The organism is Providencia sp. PROV205 (assembly GCF_028479505.1).
Lineage (GTDB): Bacteria > Pseudomonadota > Gammaproteobacteria > Enterobacterales > Enterobacteriaceae > Providencia > Providencia huaxiensis.
This window is the reverse complement of record NZ_JAMPNU010000002.1, coordinates 108067-124840: the sequence shown is the minus strand read 5'-3', so window position 1 is coordinate 124840 and position 16774 is coordinate 108067. Positions and strand designations below refer to the sequence as shown.

The following is a 16774-nucleotide window of genomic DNA, read 5'->3' as shown; positions in this document are numbered from 1 at the left end:
GTTATTCTCCCCGTGAGTCAGTATCTTGTTGGCGTTTTTGACGACCTAATTCACGTACCGCCATCACGCTAACCCCAGCCACTAACCCGACAACACCACCAATTAACCCCACAGCTGTAGATGAAATTTGGCCACCTTCGCGGTTATTCACATCCGGTTTATCCACACGTGGTGTTGGGTTTTCAACACTTGCTAGTTGGTGGATAGCTTTATGAAACCCTACATTTTCTTCATTACAGCCATAACAAGGGTGACCAATTGCCACAGGCCAGACACCGCCAACATCACAGAATTGCAATGTGGAGCAGTTACCGTACGTTTCAGGTCCCTTACAACCTAAATGGTATAAACACCAACCTTCACGATGGCCATCATCACCGAACTCTTTTGCGAAGCGGCCCGCATCAAAATGAGGGCGACGTTCACAGTGTTCATGAATTAATCGACCGTACGCGAACATTGGGCGATTTTTGCTATCCAATTTTGGTGGGCGATTAAACGTAATTAAGTGTGCGACCGTCGCAAGGAAGTTATGTGGATTAGGCGGGCAGCCTGGAATATTAATAACGGTTTTATCTTTAATGACTTGATCTAAACCCACGGCTCCTGTTGGGTTATCACCTGCCGCAGCAACACCGCCCCACGAAGCGCAAGAACCTATCGCAATCACAGCCGCAGCGTGTTCAGCCACTTCACGAATATGCTCAACAATCGGTTTCCCCGCCACCATGCAGTAAATGCCACCATCTTTCAATGGGATAGAACCATCGACGACTAAAACATATTTTCCTTTGTACTTTTCAATTGCATCATGTTTATTTTGCTCAACTTGCTCACCAAAGGCGGCAGACAACACCTCGTGGTATTCCAATGAGATGGTATCGAGAATTAAATTTTCCAAAGTTGGATGGGTTGAACACAGCAAAGATTCCGTACACCCTGTACACTCTTGGGCGCCAATCCAAATGACAGGAGGTCGAGCTGGGTCACTAATAGATTCCGCAATTTGGGCAGCAGCCTTCCCGCTTAATCCCATTGTCGCAGCCAGTGCTGTACATAACTTCATAAAATCACGGCGGTTAATGCCATGCGAAGAAATAATAGAGTTATCTCCTATCATTCTTTTTTCCTATTATTATGGGTGGCTTAAAACCTATTCATTAGGAGGGGATTTTTGTTTACTACCTTAAAGTTATAAATACCACAAAGCCCTATACACAAATGATGAATACGCTTTTTGCTTGTATTTATCTATTTAAGAAGCAAACAAAACCAACTCTAATGAAATAAATTCTTATTTAAGTAACCTGATGTATAAATATAAAATAAGATCCTATTCCTACCGCGCCTAAATCATTTGATCTTCATCAAAAGGCAATAAGAAATTTTATTTTTTTTATATATTTGCTAGAAAAATCGATTCAGTAACCCGTAATAAAACAAGAATGGAAATATAAATAAATAGATTTTATTTTCAATACTGCGTTATACATCACATCATTTAAAATAAAAAAAACATTTATTTTTCATTGTGATATCCAAACCCATCATTTTAATATAATTAATTAAGCGGAATAGGTGTATTAATAACAACCCAACCATTAATATAAAAACAAATATGTTAAATAAGAATCAATATCAAAAATAAAATATAATCTATTAAAATTAAAAGCAGAAAAAATAGGTAAGTATACAACCCTATAAATATAATACTGCCCATTAGTAATAGATTAATTTTTCAACATCGCAGAAGCGATAGCGACTTGCCCCAATGATAGCCCACCATCTCCCATGGGAAATTGTTTTGCATATAGCACATCGAACTCAGATAGGTTATTCACTAATAGTTTTCTCAATAATTGGTTATGAGTCACGCCACCTGACAAAACAATTGTCTTAGTACCATATTGGTTCGCTGACTTCCTTGCTAGCTCAGCAAAACCTTGCGCTAATGCCACATGAAAGGCATGTGCCCGTTGTGGTTTAGGCGCACAGTACGCTATCCATTGTTGCCAAAATGTATATAAATCTAATTGTCGCCCCACTAATGGCATAGTGACCGGATGTATGCTCACGGGTGATTTCATGGCAATCGCTTCTAGTTGACAAGCAGCCTCCCCTTCCCAACTGGTTTGTGCCGTACAAATACCTAACGCTGCAGCAACTGCATCAAAAAGCCGCCCAGTAGATGAAGCCGTTGGGCTATTAATTCCTTTCTCAATCGCCTTTTGTAAGCCTTGCCAAGGAAATGACATTAAATAAGCGGCGCTCTCTTGCTTTTGCCACTGGGGAACAAATTGTAAACAATGCGCAAGGAAATTACGCCATGGCTGCCGAGAAGCTAATTCCCCTCCCGGCAGTGCAACTGGGGGCAAGCCTCCTAGATATTGACTGGATTTATAATCCACTAGTAAGCATTCACCTCCCCATAGCCGGTGGTCATCCCCATACCCCAAACCATCCAAAGCTAACCCAATGACTTTACTTCCATTTAATGGCAAACCATGCTCAGCCATTACCGCAGCAATATGTGCATGATGATGCTGCACTTTTATCAATGGGATCCGTAATTGCTGTGATAACGCCTCGCCATAGCGCGTACTCACATAATTAGGATGCATATCAGAGACTATAGCGGTTGGCGTAAAACGATAAATAGATTCAAATAATGCAATCGCAGACTGATATTGCTCAAAAATATCCATATCATCAAGGTCGCCTAGGTGTTGGCTCATGACTGCACTTTTGTCTCGCAATAAACAAAAGGTATTTTTAAGATCAGCCCCTAAAGCCAGTATTGATGGGGAATTTTCAAACCCTTTAGGTAAGTCAATCGCATCAGGGACATAGCCCCGTGCACGGCGGAGCATTTCCGCTTGTCCATCATGATAACGCACCAATGAGTCATCTGCGCGTTGGACAATATCGCGGTTATGAGTGAGCCAAACATCCGCGATATTGGCTAAATCAACCAGCGCAGCTTGCTCGCTCAACACAGGGGGCTTCCCTGATGCATTTCCTGACGTCATCACTAATGGGCGATTAACTTGTGCCATCAATAGGTGTTGCAATGGGTTAGAAGGCAACATAACACCGATTTCCGCTAGATTTGGCGCAATATATTGGCTTAATACAGGATTTTTCCAATTTTTAACCAATACAATCGGAGCGGCAGGGCTTTCTAATAATGCACGTAAGCCATCACTCAGCGGCATATTGTGCTGCTCTAACCAATTCAGTGATGGGATCATAACCGCCAGCGGCTTGGTTGGGCGGCATTTACGCCCTCGTAAAGCTTCTACCGCCTCATCACTACTTGCATCACAAGCAAGATGAAAACCGCCAATCCCTTTAATAGCAACAATTTTCCCGGCCAATAACTGCTGAACTGCCAAGACTAATGCATTCTCTTTATTTGCGATCATTTTTCCTGATGGGCCGCACAATTTAATTTCAGGACCACACACCGCACAGGCATTGGGTTGTGCGTGAAAACGCCTATCTGCTGGGGATTGATATTCCACTAAGCAATTAGGACACAAAGGAAAATCGGCCATTGCAGTATTGGGCCTATCATAAGGCATACGACGAATAATCGTGAAGCGAGGGCCGCAATGCGTGCAGTTTGTGAACGGGTAATGAAAACGTCGATTCGATGGAGCAAAAAGCTCTTGTTGGCATGCATCACAAGTAGCAGCATCTGGGATGACTTGAGTATCCATTTTACCTTCGCCACTACGGCGAATAGTAAATGCGTCGGGTAATTTATCCCATTGAAAAGGTTGCAGTTCAATACTTTCTATATGGGCTAACGGTGGGCAGTGTTGGTACAATAACTGAGTAAATTCAGTGGGATCCGAATCAGTACATAAACGAATCAGCACCCCTTCAGCATCATTACACACATCACCTAAAAGTTGGCATTGATGCGCTAATTGCCAAACATAGGGGCGAAAACCTACACCTTGCACTTTCCCTTTGATGCGTAACTGTATACCGTTTTTCACTCGTGCACCCTCTTAATACACTGAGGATATTTTCCCGCGAAGACATAAAAAAAACTTCACTTGAGATCAATAAAATATGAAAAACACATTAACAATACTCGCTCAATAGAAATAGCCACAAAGCAATTCTTGTGGCTATTTTAACAATAACAGTGAATTTATCAGTTTAATCGCTGATAAAACCATCTTCCATACGATTAAAGTTGTAGAAGAACTCAGAAGGATCCACGACCGCTGGGTCGCTATATTTTCTTGCTTCATCCCCCCATAATTGCTGCAATGCTTTCAGTTTTTCTGGGTACTTTTTCGCTAAGTCGGTTGATTCAGAAAAATCTTCTGCTGTATTGAACAGTTGCCATTGGTCATCATCATAGCTGGTGTTGTAACGGTGTAATGCGACAGCTCTCCAGTCTCCTTGAGTAATAGCTCGCTGACTACGCAGTTAAAAATACTGCACGTCACGGGTTTTTGCGTCATCCGAATTTAGTGTTCCCAAGAAAGATTTACCTGCCACAGGAATTTGTTTTCCCCCATCAACCTCTGTTGTAAATGAAGTTCCCGCTGCATCTAAAATTGTAGGGGCAATATCAATGACACTAACATATTGGGAGCGAATACTATTTGGTTGCTGTGTATAACTAGGCCATGACACAATCAGTGGAGTTCTAACACCGCCTAAATAAGGCCATAATTTATAACGCTTAAAAGGTGTTGCCCCACTGGTTGCTGGCCCTGAACCATGAGGCGTTTCTTTCGATGGCACATTGAAATATCAGGATTTTTCAATCGATACGCTATATGTTGATAGAGTTATGGAACGCTTTACCCCGAATAAAGAAAAATTCCATAGTGCAAATAAAACCCCTGTTGAATATATCGCAGCGGGTGGTATCAACTATAAAACAAAAGAACTCACTGCCAGTTATAATTATGGCTATGCGAAAGATTTCATTGACCGTCATGTTCTTGAACTAAGCTATATGCCTTATTCTAATATCACTCTTGGGTTCCAAGCTTTTGGTAATGTCCCTTTAGAATTATATAAAGATATGCCCTCCGCACAGCAGGCCGCTAATGGCACCTCTTGGGTCTATGAAGGTACTGTTAGATGGTAACATGATGCCTTAGGTATGAAACTGGGTATTGGCTATACTGATGCTTCAAAAAATGACGGGTCACTCGGTTATTTTGACAGGCATCCTTTGAGAAATGCACGTTGGCGTATTGAGCCTATGTCATCTGCCGCTTATCACTATCAGCGTGATGGTGAATTAGCTCTAACAGGGCTTATTGATTATAAATATGCTGAAGATTTTTATTCTGCAGTACAATTAAATTACGGTCAGTTTGATTTTAAAAATAATAAAATTAAAACAGGTGAGATTAATCTCATCAATGCTTGGCAACCTAGTGATCCAAGCTTAAAAAACTTTACGATATTTACTAAATTAACCAAAGCTTGGTTATATCAAGTACAAGGAAACCGCGTACAGCCTGTTTTTGATGATAGTGGCCACTATATTCGAAGAAATGCTATCGCCGCAGATATTATTTTTGATTATAAATTCAATATATTTTAATACCACTAATCATGTGTCGAGGGGCAAAATGAAAAAAACAATTTTAGCTATTAGTTTATTAACGTTATTTGGACTTCAAGCTCAAGCCAGCAACGATAAAATGCGTATTTTATTAGTTAATGACGATGGATGTGAGGCATTTGGCCTAACTGAATTAAAGTCTCAATTAGATGCAAAAGGTTATGATGTTTGGCTTGTCGGTCCAGCAACAAATCAAAGCGGAATAGGGACTGCTATTACATTCAAAGCAGGGAAAGAGTTTGATGTTAAAAAAGTCGATGAGCGTACTTATTGCTTCCCTGGTACTCCTGCAGATTCACTGGATTTTGGTTTGCAGGGATTATTACGGGAAACACCACCAGATCTTGTAATTTCTGGAGTCAACGATGGCCCAAATACCGGAGCCTCGCAACTTAATTCAGGAACGGTCTCAGCCGCAGCTCGCGCTGTACGTCTTGGCTACCCAGCGATAGCCGCAAGTATTGGTTATATTATGACTGATGAAGAAATAAAATCAGGTTGGCCTAGCACCCAAAAATATTGGCCTGATTCAGTCACTTATATTGTTGATCTCGTTGATAATTTAAATAAAAAATGGGAGACTGGCGAGAAAGTACTTCCAGCGAGATCAGGATTAAGCATTAATTACCCTGCACTACCTAAAGATAAAATTAAAGGCGTAAAGTTTATTGAAAACGAATATACCGTTTCACCACAAGTTTTATATGAAATAACCGCCGAAGGAAAAACTAAGCAATTCATTAATCCTGAAGCATTAAAAATGAGAAATGATAATTCGGATACTGGATACCTCGACAAAGGATATATTACTTATACTGTATTCGATGGTGATTGGAATGCTCCTGAAGAAAAAGTAAAAGAATATAAAAATGATTTCAATTTTTAGGTCACAAAAAGGATTACAACATCCATCACATAGCTTCAAAAAGCCAGCAAGTATACGGATTAACAAGAAATTAAAAGCCGAGATGAATTACAAAAGTATTTTGGTGAGTCATTAGCGTGATATGTTTTAGAAAAACAAAAAAGCCACTTGCTAAGAAGTGGCTTAATGCGCTGATTTAACAGCTAAAATTTGGTGGTCCCTGCTGGACTTGAACCAGCGACCAATCGATTATGAGTACGTTCCCTATCCTTTATAAATCAATAAATTACATATTTATCAAAAGGATAGAAAACGGTGACTGATGGTTATTCAGGAGGGTTCTGGTTCTCTGCCGCCAATATGTCGCCATTACTAGGCGTGAAAATTGAACAATACACTGTATCACCATGCGATATATAATCATTCCCTAGCTCAGGTATCATGTCCTGAATATCATTTCTAAGTAGCAATATTACGCATATTTCTTTAATCACTGATTTGATTTTTTCAAGCTCAAACATAACTTCTGCCGTATAAACAGATAAAAATGTAGAAAAATCATTTGAATTGAAAACTTTTCCTTTTTTAGGATAAAAACTGTGAATCATGTTTACCTTATTTTCAAATTCATTATTTTTATTCAAATTAGAGCCTATATAGCCAAACAAATCACACATCATATTTACTAACTGTTTAGTTCGATATATAGATGCACTCTCAATAGCATTAATATAATCTTCATTATTATCTATTTTATCTAAATCATATCTAATTCTTCCTACCATTCCCCTTATATACTCCAGTCTTAAATTTAAATTTTTATAAAATGAATCATTTACCTCATCAGTATAATCATTAAAATTGTATGCTAGCTCATATATATAATTTGAATTAAAATCACTAGATAAGTACTCAGACCTTACCCCTGCTAACCTTTCTATTATGTATTTTCTTCTAGAAAAATAAATATCAACTTTATTTTTCTTTTGAGCTTCGTCTAACTGTTCTTTAGCTGTTTTTATTTGAAGTTCTGTTTGAAGTGAACGATGAGCACTTGTTACAAATGCACCTAAAATTGGTGATAAAGCTAAAATTAAAAATGGAAATTTCGCATTATCCATGAGCCGACTATAACCCCTAGTCGATACATCTAACTCATAATCCTGAGCAACTAATACCCATGCAATACCACTGATAATGAGTGGAAGAAAAACTAAAAACCAGAATAGTGGCTGCACATGTAGGCTAGATTCATCTAGCCAAAACTTCCATTTTCTTTTTTTTAGTAAACATAAAAAAAGAATAGCAGGCACTAATATAATTAATAATATGATTATTACTAAGCTCATATCTTCAACTTCACCAAAGGATTATAAACCAGTGCATCATTAAGATGATCTGGGGCGAAATGGGCATACCGCATTGTCATTTTGATATCAGTATGGCCAAGGATTCTTTGTAATACTAAAATATTACCACCGGACATCATAAAGTGAGATGCAAAGGTGTGGCGTAAAACATGTGACGATTGGCGTTCTGGTAACTCAATACCTGTGCGTTTTAAGGCTGAACGAAATGCAGAATAACAGGATTTAAATAACCGTTTAGAACCTTTAACTTTCGGTAATTCTGCAATTAATTCTTCGCTGATAGGAATAGAACGGTTGCGCTTCCCTTTTGTCTTGGTAAAGGTCACCGTATTATTTCGAATCTGTATGGCGGTTAAATTTTCAGCCTCTGACCACCTAGCCCCTGTCTCAGCGACACAGCGCACAACCAAATCAGCCGGAAAGTTCTCTCTCTTGTATCTACCCGCAAGGCTACTAGAAGCCATTTCAAAGTGCTGTGCGAGCATCAGCTTAGAGCTGAAGCCGTATGCTTCAATGATACGACCCAGAACTGGTGCGCTTTCGCCAAACATCTCTAAATTAAATTTTCCCATAGCCATTACGTCAAATTCGCTAAAAACTTAATTAGTTTAACTTATAGTTAAATGGGAAATAAGACCATCTTACTTTGTAGTTAAAAACCAATAAAACTGGATGCGACCAGATAAAATACGAATAGGAAATTTTGCCTTATGAGATCTATAATTTCAATTAACATTCCATCCCCTTACCTCACAGTTTAGGCATTTAGCCAACACTCAGGGCTTTCAAAATCGACCATCCGCGACATGATTGCTAATAGCCACCCGAAATACCACCATTCAAGCCACCGATAAAACCATGGGACTGGGCACAGCAACATTACTGGCAGGCGCTATCCAACAGATAGCCGATGGTGATTACAGCATTGCATCAAAAGGTAACTTAGTGACCAGCATCGGCAAAAAAGCGGAGATTGATATTGCCGAAGATGCCACACTCACCATTGGCCAAAAGCTGATTGAAAAGGTAGGCGCACTCAAGCAAAGTATCGCGGGTACCAAACAAGAAATCATTGCACCGGTTGTGTGGATTGGTAGCCAAGAAATTAACGTGGCGCAGTTGATGATTGATACGTTAGATATTGTGAAAGAGTTGGCCGAACTGACAGCAAGCCACAGCCACCACAACACAGGAACGCCACTGAATGCCGATGCCATCAAAAGCACAGCAAATAAATCAGATGGCCTGAAAGAAAAGTATCAACCAGTTATTGGTTGAGATTTAAGACCAAAAGTATTAAACTAATTTCAGTTAGTTGAAGAATGTCGCGCAATAATGAGATGCGCTCCCTTGCACCAACAAGGGCTAAGACATATCAAGTCTTTACTTGAAATCAAAGAAACCCGACCTCACCAGTTGGGTTTTTTTGTTTTTTCACATTATTAAATTTAATCGATTGATCTGGTTTAAATTCTCACTATAATTATGCGCAGTTAGATGGATGTCGCTGGCATGGTCTTAATGCACATCAAAAAGTTGCTCTTTTTGATTAGTGGAAACGGAATTCTACATTTCGTATTTATATACGGAAAGTTAAGCCCTGGTTAAGTAACAGGTGGTGCTGTCTTAATGCCCTAACCAAGTTGTGCGACATTCTTCAACTAACTATGATGAAGCCTAGATTGACAGGCAGTGTAAGGGTGATACTAGGTTAATCGCACTCCTTAATTTAAGGAGTCAGGCGGATGAAACAAGTATTAGATACTTTAATCATCGTTTTAGTAGCAATTACTGCTGTACTAAAATTGATTCGCTCATTCATGTAATGACGAAAACGTAACTAAGGCTACCGACCACCATCGGTAGCCTTTAATATTTGTAGCCCATCATAGGTAAGCCTATATGCGATCTACAGCCTACCAACAGTCAAACCACATCAAGCAACCTTTCATTTGGATCACATCAATAACATAGTGCTGATGCAGCGCTACCCCACGAAATAAAGTTACCTACCACGTAAAATGCACTACACCGCACCCGCCTGCGCGTTTTGGATCTAAACTTTATTTCAGTTTTGAAATTCTACAAAACATATCGCCAAGCCGCGCCAGTGCTAGGGAGTTACCGAAAATCTCAAACTGAAATCTGTGCAAAGAATTTCAATAGATTTCAGTTTTTGGATCACTAAATGGATTGAGCTAAAGACACAATGCAATGAAAGATAAAGGAAAATTCTATTTTACGTGGATTTGATTGGATCGAGAAATGAGCCGCATGATTTCAAAAGGCCTGTAGCTACGCACCTTGAGAAGAATTGAAAAACTGAAAATACTATTAACGTCTAAAAAGTTTCTTAAATAGAACTTTGAGATTAACACTAAACCCCCAAAACCCAGGTTTACATTCAAAAAGCTCATCTTCATTTTTAGGGGCAGTATCTACAGTATTATTAGTTGCTTTTAAATTACGAACACCGTCCAACTTAGCTAAAGTTGTCTGGTTTGTTTTGTTATTGTCTAGTTCAATATTCTCACTGTCTTTAATTTCAAACATAGGCATTAAGATATCCTTTTTAAATTTAAGATGTTACTTACAGCAACCGAAACTATTGAAAATCTAAAACAACCATTACTAGTATAACTGTCAGTATTATTAGTTGCTTTAAATCCATTTACTTTATTGAGCTTTACCCCAGTTTTTACATCGTTAAAGTTAGTACCAGAAACACTTATATTATTAGAATACTCTGCATCTATTCCAACATCTAACCCACTAAAAGAACAATTTGATATTCGAATGTTTGAACTTCCAGAGACTTTTATCCCACAAGACATTAGCTCACCTTGATTGATCGTTATTACATCAACAATGATTGATTATGTACGAAAAAAAATGAATTGCAATTTATCTAAAGAACAAGAAAAGAACTGTATTTAGGGGTTACTTCGGAATTACTCATATGTATAAATCCTTAGAATCAATAGCAGCGGTGAATCTCTGTCGCCATTTCGTCGCCATTGGCTTTTAGATACAAAAAAGCCACTTCGTTAAAAGTGGCTTAATGCGCTGATTTAACAGCTAAAATTTGGTGGCCCCTACTGGACTTGAACCAGTGACCAATCGATTATGAGTCGACTGCTCTAACCAACTGAGCTAAGGGGCCAAAGTGGAGAGGATTATACGTGTAGTTTTAGCTTAGGTCTAGTGTTTCGAAACCGTATGATGAAATTGTGTTCAACCTAGTTACCTTTCTTATAATTCAATGCGATAGCACAGGCTATTACTATCATTCGAACGTCGTTTTTTGCAATTTTAATGAGCCCTGCTATTTTTTATTTAAATCACTTTCTCGCACTTTATCTATATTTAACTCTCACCAATATCAAATTAACAATAAAAACAACATCATAATTGCAATCAATTTTATTAAAAATTCTTTATTCAAACAATTGATATAGAACAATATTTTTTATATTCAAATCTCACAATATGGTCTATAGATAATTCGCATATAGGACAATAATGATGAAAAAAGTACGTGCAGTTCAATATGGTTGCGGAAAAATGGGTAAATTTTTGATCCGTTACTTGCAAGAGCATGGTGCTGAAGTTGTGGCGGCTTTTGATATCAATGAAGCCGTTATTGGCAAAGATATAGGTGAAATTGCAGGAACGACGCCAACAGGGGTAAAAGTACAGCCGCTACATGAAGCGGATAAAACCCTCGAAACCTTAAAGCCTGATGTTGGCATCATCGCAACATTGAGTACCATGGCTGATTTAGAAGACGCATTCTCCCTATTTGCTCGTCATGGTGTAAACGCCATTTCAACCGGAGAAGAAGCTCTTTACCCATGGAATTCATCACCTGAAATTACACAAAAGCTTGATGCATTAGCCAAAGAAAATAATTGTACCCTTGCGGGCAGTGGCTACCCTGATATGTATTGGGGCGTACTTATTGACACCTTAGCAGGCTCCATGCACAAATTGGTGAAAATTAAAGGTTCTAGCTGCTATAACGTTGAAGATTACGGTATCGCTCTTGCTGTCGGTCACGGTGCGGGTTTAACTGTTGATGAGTTCGACAAACAAATTGGTAACTATAATGACTTACCTTACGATGTTATTTCGCAGAAAATCGAAAGCGGTGAATATGCACCACCGTATATGTGGACACAAAACGGCTGGCTATGTAGCCGCCTTGGGTTAACGATCACCAGCCAAACTCAGCGCTGTGTACCGCAAATTGCCCAGCAAGATATTTACTCCGAAACGCTCAAAATGACTGTTAAAAAAGGGGATGTCTTAGGCTTATCTGCGGTGGTGATCACCGAAACCGCAGAAGGTATTACCCTCGAAACAGAGTGTATTGGGAAAATCTTAACAGCGGGTGAGTGTGATAAAAATAGCTGGCAGTTAATTGGTGAACCCGACACCTCAATTGAGGTGAATAACCCAGCAACCGTAGAATTAACCTGTGCAAATTTAGTGAACCGCATTCCTGCACTGATTAATAGCCCAGCAGGCTATACCACCACAGAAAAAATGCCAAATAATGTATTTATGACCAAACCAATGCATGAGTATTTATAGCTAACATTGCCCACCTTCCGGTGGGCTATTTCCCCACACCTAGCCTTAGCGCGGTTTTACCATCAGCCATTCTAAGTGGTGTTTTATCGACGGCCATTCTGACTCGATAATGCTATATATGCAGCTATCACGCAATTCACCCGTTTTAGTTTTCATATGGTTGCGCAAGATACCATCGAGCTTAGCCCCTAAACGTTCAATGGCACGGCGACTTTGGCTATTTAAAAAATGTGTACGAAACTCCACTGCAACGCAGTCTAATTCCTCAAAGGCATGTTTTAACAGCAAATATTTAGCCTCTGTATTTAATGCGGTACGTTGCACCTCTATTCCATACCAAGTGGCCCCAATTTCAACCCGCCTTACTGCATGGTCCACACGGTTATAAGAAGTAATACCCACTGGTTTATCGCTTCGTTTATCGATCACCACAAAAGGTAAGCATTCCTTTTTCTTGAAATTTTCCAGGCGCTTTTCCACATCTTGAGAGAAATATTCAGGCTCAGGCACTAAGGCATACCACAAATTATGCAGCCCATCTCGCCGAATGATATCTGCCAGTTCGACGTCATATTGGTGAGATAGAGGTTCAAGGCGAACGTATTCACCTTCTAAAGTAATAGCTTGGCAAATCTCTTTCATCATGGTTTCCCTATATTGCTCTTTATGCTGTGTGTTTCTTTTTTTAATCTCTTTTTATGACATAAAAACAAAAAAACACCTATTTTTTTATGACACTCAGCTATTTAACCGAAAACATATGATAAAAATCACAAAATTTTAACATCTTTACCAAATTACCCCTTCATTACGCTACAGTTAACTCATCTGACCTGTTAATGAAATCCCGAATGGGAGTATAATAATGAGCAATTTCCCACACCTCTTTACCCCACTTGATTTAGGCCATACCGTCCTAAAAAATCGCATCTTGATGGGTTCAATGCATACTGGGCTTGAAGAACACCCACAAGGCAGTGAGCGACTAGCACATTTTTACCGCCTACGCGCTGAAAATGGTGTCAGCCTCATCATTACCGGTGGTATCGCCCCCAATCCAGAGGGGGCGCTTACCGCTCATGGCGCGGTATTAAACGATAAAAACCAGCTTTCATTTCATCAACAAATCACGGATGCCGTCCACCAAGCAGATGGTAAAATCGCCTTACAAATCTTGCATGCAGGGCGTTATGGGCTGCACCCTAAATTAGTTGCGCCAAGCCCTATTCAAGCAGAAATTATTCCTTTCGCCCCCCGAGAACTTTCAACTGATGAAGTTGAAAAAACGATTGATGACTTCGTGACAACAGCCAAGCTAGCTCAGCAAGCTGGGTATGATGGTGTTGAAATTATGGGTTCCGAAGGTTATTTAATTAACCAATTCATTACCAAGCGTACCAACCATAGAACTGATGAATGGGGTGGGAGTTACATAAACCGAATTCGCTTTCCCATTGAAATCGTGCGACAAATACGGGAAGCCGTTGGGGAAAACTTTATCATTATTTATCGACTTTCCATGTTGGATTTAGTTGAAGAAGGCTCAACATGGGAAGAAGTTGAATTTCTTGCCAAAAAAATTGAAAACGCAGGTGCCAGTATGATCAACACGGGTATTGGTTGGCACGAAGCTCGAGTACCTACGATAGCAACACAAGTTCCCCGTAGTGCGTTTAGTTGGGTTACGCAAAAATTAATGGGAAAAGTGAATATTCCGCTGATAACCACAAATCGCATCAATGACCCCTTTGTTGCAGAACATATTATTGCCAATCATCAAGCAGATATGGTTTCAATGGCTCGGCCGTTTCTTGCTGATGAAGCATTTGTCCGTAAAGCAGCAGAAAATCGAGCTGATGAAATCAATACCTGCATTGGTTGTAATCAAGCCTGTCTCGACCTTATCTTTAGTGGAAAGCTCGCCAGTTGTTTGGTTAACCCACAAGCCGTTAGGGAAATGGATTACCCTAACGAAAAAGCCCCACAGAGCAAATCTGTCGCAATTGTTGGCGCAGGGCCTGCCGGGTTATCTTGTGCAATTTATGCAGCAAAACGTGGGCATCGCGTCACTTTGTTTGAAAAGTCTAACCACATAGGTGGGCAATTTAACCTCGCGAAGCAAATCCCCGGTAAAGAAGAATTCCATGAAACTATTCGTTACTTCTGCCGACAACTGGAACTATTAAATGTTGATGTGCGCCTTGAACAACAAGCCGATGTTGACTGTTTATCTGGATTTGATGAGGTCATTATTGCAACGGGTGTCGTTCCACGAAAGATCCAGCTCGAAGGGGTTGACCACCATAAAGTCATTTCTTATATCGATGTCATCACCAAACAACGTTCAGTGGGGAAAAGTGCCGCCATTATTGGGGCTGGGGGGATTGGTTTTGATGTTGCCGAGTTGCTAACCCAAGAAGGAAAAAGTAGCAGTTTAGATTCATCACTATTTAATAAGGAGTGGAATATTGACACCACGATCCATTCAAAAGGTGGCGTATTTCCCCCACAAAAATCCCTTATGGCATCAGCTCGCCAATTGTACTTATTACAGCGTAAAAACAGTAAAGTCGGGGCGGGTCTTGGTAAAACAACCGGTTGGGTGCATCGCTTATCCCTAATGAAGCGGGGCGTGCAGATGCTAAATGGTGTTGAATATATGCGAGTTGATAACGAAGGACTACATATTCGTTATCAAAATGAAATCCAGTGCCTTCCCGTTGATAATGTGATTTTATGTGCAGGGCAAGAGCCTTACCGCCCATTAAAAGTACAATTAGCAGAACGTGGGATTAATGCCTATGTTATTGGTGGTGCTGATGTCGCCGCGGAGCTGGATGCGCGCCGCGCTATCGAGCAAGGTATGAAAATTGCGTATCAGCTTTAATTTTTCTGCTCCGTTGTTCGGGATTTTCGCTAGGGTTTATCACATATCCCAAAAAAAAGGCAGAGATTGCTTTCACAGTCCCTGCCCTTCTTTTGGTTCACACAATTAATCGCGGTGAGATAACCGTGCTTCAGCGTTAGCCAGTTTTTCATCTTCCGCTATGCACACAGCCGCAGTAAATAACACGTCAGTTGAAGAGTTAAGCGCTGTTTCGACTGAATCCTGTAACACGCCAATCATCACACCAACCGCAACCACTTGCATCGCAATCTCATTTGAAATACCAAACATGTTACAAGCTAATGGGATCAATAACAGTGAGCCGCCCGCAACCCCAGAAGCGCCACACGCACAGACTGCGGCCACTACACTTAATAGTAATGCTGTTGGGATATCAACAGGAATACCTAAAGTGTGTACCGCGGCTAACGTCAGCACTGTAATCGTTACCGCTGCGCCTGCCATATTGATGGTTGCGCCTAATGGGATAGAAACAGAGTAGGTATCTTCGTGCAGATTCATACGACGGCACATCCCCATATTCACAGGAATATTTGCTGCGGAACTACGCGTAAAGAATGCCGTTACCCCGCTTTCACGTAAGCAAGCTAAAACTAATGGGTATGGGTTGCGCTTCATTTTCCAATAGACAATCAGTGGGTTAACAACCAAAGCAACAATCAACATACAGCCAATTAAAACTGCGAGAACGTGGATATAACCTTTTAAGGTTGAAAAACCTGTCGTTGCGATAGTTGAAGCAACCAAGCCAAAAATCCCTAAAGGCGCTAAGCGGATCACAACACGTACCAGCTGTGTTACTGCATTAGAAAAATCATGAACTAAATTTTTTGTGGTTTCATTTGCATGGCGCAGTGCAATACCCAACCCAATCGCCCACGCTAAAATACCAATATAATTGCCCTTAATCAGTGCATCGATAGGGTTCGCAAATATATTGATTAGCAAACCTTTTAACACTTCAGCAATATTTCCCGGAGGATTTAGCTGTGTATCACCGACCACTAACACTAAATTTGATGGAAATAGGAAAGAACCAATAACAGCGACAACCGCGGCAAAAAATGTTCCCAAAATATATAAGACCAGTATGGGTTTGATATTGGTTTTTTGCCCTTGGCGGTGGTTAGCAATGGATGACATCACTAACACCCATACTAATACAGGCGCAACAGCCTTTAATGCACTAACGAATAAATCCCCTAACAACCCGACATTTTTTGCAGCAGATGGCCATAACCATGCAAGCAAAATACCTGCTATCAAGCCAACCAGTATCTGCTTGACTAGACTACCTTGGCTAATAACTCGCCATAACCCTGTTTTATTTGTATCCATAATAGACCTATATTATTTATCTTTATTAGGAATTAAATGTGTTTGCACAGCAAGTATAAGGAATAATAGTCGCCTGAAAAGGCAATTAT

At 40.1% G+C, this 16774-nt stretch carries 15 protein-coding genes and 1 tRNA gene; 6 read left to right on the top strand and 10 right to left on the bottom strand.

Translation table 11 applies throughout. The features are described 5' to 3' along the window. Position 1: 1 nt before the first annotated feature. The 3 genes from hybO to PR800_RS03025 all read right to left on the bottom strand — a co-directional run bounded on the left by hybO (position 2) and on the right by PR800_RS03025 (position 4770). Positions 2-1120, bottom strand: a complete 1119-nt coding sequence (hybO, locus tag PR800_RS03035; RefSeq protein ID WP_102137882.1) for a hydrogenase 2 small subunit — start codon at positions 1118-1120, stop codon at positions 2-4. Positions 1121-1730: 610 nt separating this feature from the next. Next, positions 1731-4007, bottom strand: coding sequence for a carbamoyltransferase HypF (gene hypF, locus PR800_RS03030; protein WP_272530173.1), 2277 nt, complete (start codon positions 4005-4007; stop codon positions 1731-1733). Positions 4008-4449: 442 nt separating this feature from the next. Further along, on the bottom strand, positions 4450-4770 hold the full coding sequence (locus PR800_RS03025) for a sulfatase/phosphatase domain-containing protein (protein WP_272530172.1): 321 nt from the start codon (positions 4768-4770) through the stop codon (positions 4450-4452). A gap of 49 nt (positions 4771-4819) precedes the next feature. On the opposite strand from PR800_RS03025, the gene PR800_RS03020 reads away from it, so the two are divergent. From PR800_RS03020 to surE, 3 genes are read left to right on the top strand one after another with little or no spacing between them, the layout of a single operon-like run. Next, positions 4820-5122: a hypothetical protein gene (locus tag PR800_RS03020; RefSeq protein ID WP_102137884.1), complete on the top strand. Its 303-nt coding sequence runs from the start codon at positions 4820-4822 to the stop codon at positions 5120-5122. A 15-nt stretch (positions 5123-5137) separates the two neighbouring features. Next, a complete protein-coding gene (locus PR800_RS03015; RefSeq protein WP_166264355.1) occupies positions 5138-5587 on the top strand; it encodes a hypothetical protein in 450 nt (149 codons plus the stop codon). A 28-nt stretch (positions 5588-5615) separates the two neighbouring features. Then, a complete protein-coding gene (gene surE, locus PR800_RS03010; RefSeq protein WP_272530170.1) occupies positions 5616-6494 on the top strand; it encodes a 5'/3'-nucleotidase SurE in 879 nt (292 codons plus the stop codon). A 305-nt stretch (positions 6495-6799) separates the two neighbouring features. Here surE and PR800_RS03005 read toward each other — a convergent pair whose 3' ends face one another. Beyond that, complete coding sequence (locus tag PR800_RS03005; protein ID WP_272530168.1) at positions 6800-7822, bottom strand: hypothetical protein; 1023 nt, start codon at positions 7820-7822, stop codon at positions 6800-6802. Further along, positions 7819-8394 (bottom strand): tyrosine-type recombinase/integrase, encoded by a 576-nt coding sequence (locus tag PR800_RS03000; RefSeq protein ID WP_442959872.1) that lies wholly within the window; start codon positions 8392-8394, stop codon positions 7819-7821. Before PR800_RS03000 ends, PR800_RS03005 begins: the two co-directional genes overlap by 4 nt. A 307-nt stretch (positions 8395-8701) precedes the next feature. Here PR800_RS03000 and PR800_RS02990 point away from each other — a divergent pair, with 307 nt between their 5' ends. Next, positions 8702-9121, top strand: a complete 420-nt coding sequence (locus PR800_RS02990) for a hypothetical protein (protein ID WP_336298213.1) — start codon at positions 8702-8704, stop codon at positions 9119-9121. A 1056-nt stretch (positions 9122-10177) separates the two neighbouring features. Here the strand turns inward: PR800_RS02990 and PR800_RS02985 are convergent. The 3 genes from PR800_RS02985 to PR800_RS02975 form a co-directional block, all read right to left on the bottom strand. Continuing rightward, positions 10178-10402 carry a hypothetical protein gene (locus PR800_RS02985; RefSeq protein ID WP_272530166.1) on the bottom strand — a complete coding sequence of 75 codons (225 nt, stop codon included), beginning with the start codon at positions 10400-10402 and terminating at the stop codon, positions 10178-10180. Beyond that, positions 10402-10695: a NosD domain-containing protein gene (locus tag PR800_RS02980; RefSeq protein WP_272530205.1), complete on the bottom strand. Its 294-nt coding sequence runs from the start codon at positions 10693-10695 to the stop codon at positions 10402-10404. Before PR800_RS02980 ends, PR800_RS02985 begins: the two co-directional genes overlap by 1 nt. Positions 10696-10929: 234 nt before the next feature. After that, positions 10930-11006 (bottom strand) — tRNA-Ile (locus PR800_RS02975). A 359-nt stretch (positions 11007-11365) separates the two neighbouring features. On the opposite strand from PR800_RS02975, the gene PR800_RS02970 reads away from it, so the two are divergent. Beyond that, a complete protein-coding gene (locus tag PR800_RS02970) occupies positions 11366-12439 on the top strand; it encodes an NAD(P)H-dependent amine dehydrogenase family protein (protein ID WP_210843460.1) in 1074 nt (357 codons plus the stop codon). 45 nt (positions 12440-12484) lie between these two features. Here PR800_RS02970 and PR800_RS02965 read toward each other — a convergent pair whose 3' ends face one another. Further along, positions 12485-13081, bottom strand: a complete 597-nt coding sequence (locus tag PR800_RS02965; RefSeq protein WP_272530204.1) for a GNAT family N-acetyltransferase — start codon at positions 13079-13081, stop codon at positions 12485-12487. A gap of 223 nt (positions 13082-13304) precedes the next feature. On the opposite strand from PR800_RS02965, the gene PR800_RS02960 reads away from it, so the two are divergent. Continuing rightward, complete coding sequence (locus PR800_RS02960) at positions 13305-15326, top strand: NADPH-dependent 2,4-dienoyl-CoA reductase (protein WP_272530163.1); 2022 nt, start codon at positions 13305-13307, stop codon at positions 15324-15326. Between the two features lie 105 nt (positions 15327-15431). Here the strand turns inward: PR800_RS02960 and sstT are convergent, their stop codons facing one another. Next, positions 15432-16685: a serine/threonine transporter SstT gene (gene sstT, locus PR800_RS02955; RefSeq protein WP_102137892.1), complete on the bottom strand. Its 1254-nt coding sequence runs from the start codon at positions 16683-16685 to the stop codon at positions 15432-15434. Positions 16686-16774: the final 89 nt, after the last annotated feature.

Coding starts and splice junctions, on each gene's coding strand:
- hybO (WP_102137882.1), bottom strand. CDS start 1,120: ATGATAGGAGATAACTCTATTATTTCTTCGCATGGCATTAACCGCCGT.
- PR800_RS03020 (WP_102137884.1), top strand. CDS start 4,820: ATGGAACGCTTTACCCCGAATAAAGAAAAATTCCATAGTGCAAATAAA.
- PR800_RS03015 (WP_166264355.1), top strand. CDS start 5,138: ATGAAACTGGGTATTGGCTATACTGATGCTTCAAAAAATGACGGGTCA.
- surE (WP_272530170.1), top strand. CDS start 5,616: ATGAAAAAAACAATTTTAGCTATTAGTTTATTAACGTTATTTGGACTT.
- PR800_RS03005 (WP_272530168.1), bottom strand. CDS start 7,822: ATGAGCTTAGTAATAATCATATTATTAATTATATTAGTGCCTGCTATT.
- PR800_RS03000 (WP_442959872.1), bottom strand. CDS start 8,394: ATGTTTGGCGAAAGCGCACCAGTTCTGGGTCGTATCATTGAAGCATAC.
- PR800_RS02990 (WP_336298213.1), top strand. CDS start 8,702: ATGGGACTGGGCACAGCAACATTACTGGCAGGCGCTATCCAACAGATA.
- PR800_RS02985 (WP_272530166.1), bottom strand. CDS start 10,402: ATGCCTATGTTTGAAATTAAAGACAGTGAGAATATTGAACTAGACAAT.
- PR800_RS02970 (WP_210843460.1), top strand. CDS start 11,366: ATGATGAAAAAAGTACGTGCAGTTCAATATGGTTGCGGAAAAATGGGT.
- PR800_RS02965 (WP_272530204.1), bottom strand. CDS start 13,081: ATGAAAGAGATTTGCCAAGCTATTACTTTAGAAGGTGAATACGTTCGC.
- PR800_RS02960 (WP_272530163.1), top strand. CDS start 13,305: ATGAGCAATTTCCCACACCTCTTTACCCCACTTGATTTAGGCCATACC.
- sstT (WP_102137892.1), bottom strand. CDS start 16,685: ATGGATACAAATAAAACAGGGTTATGGCGAGTTATTAGCCAAGGTAGT.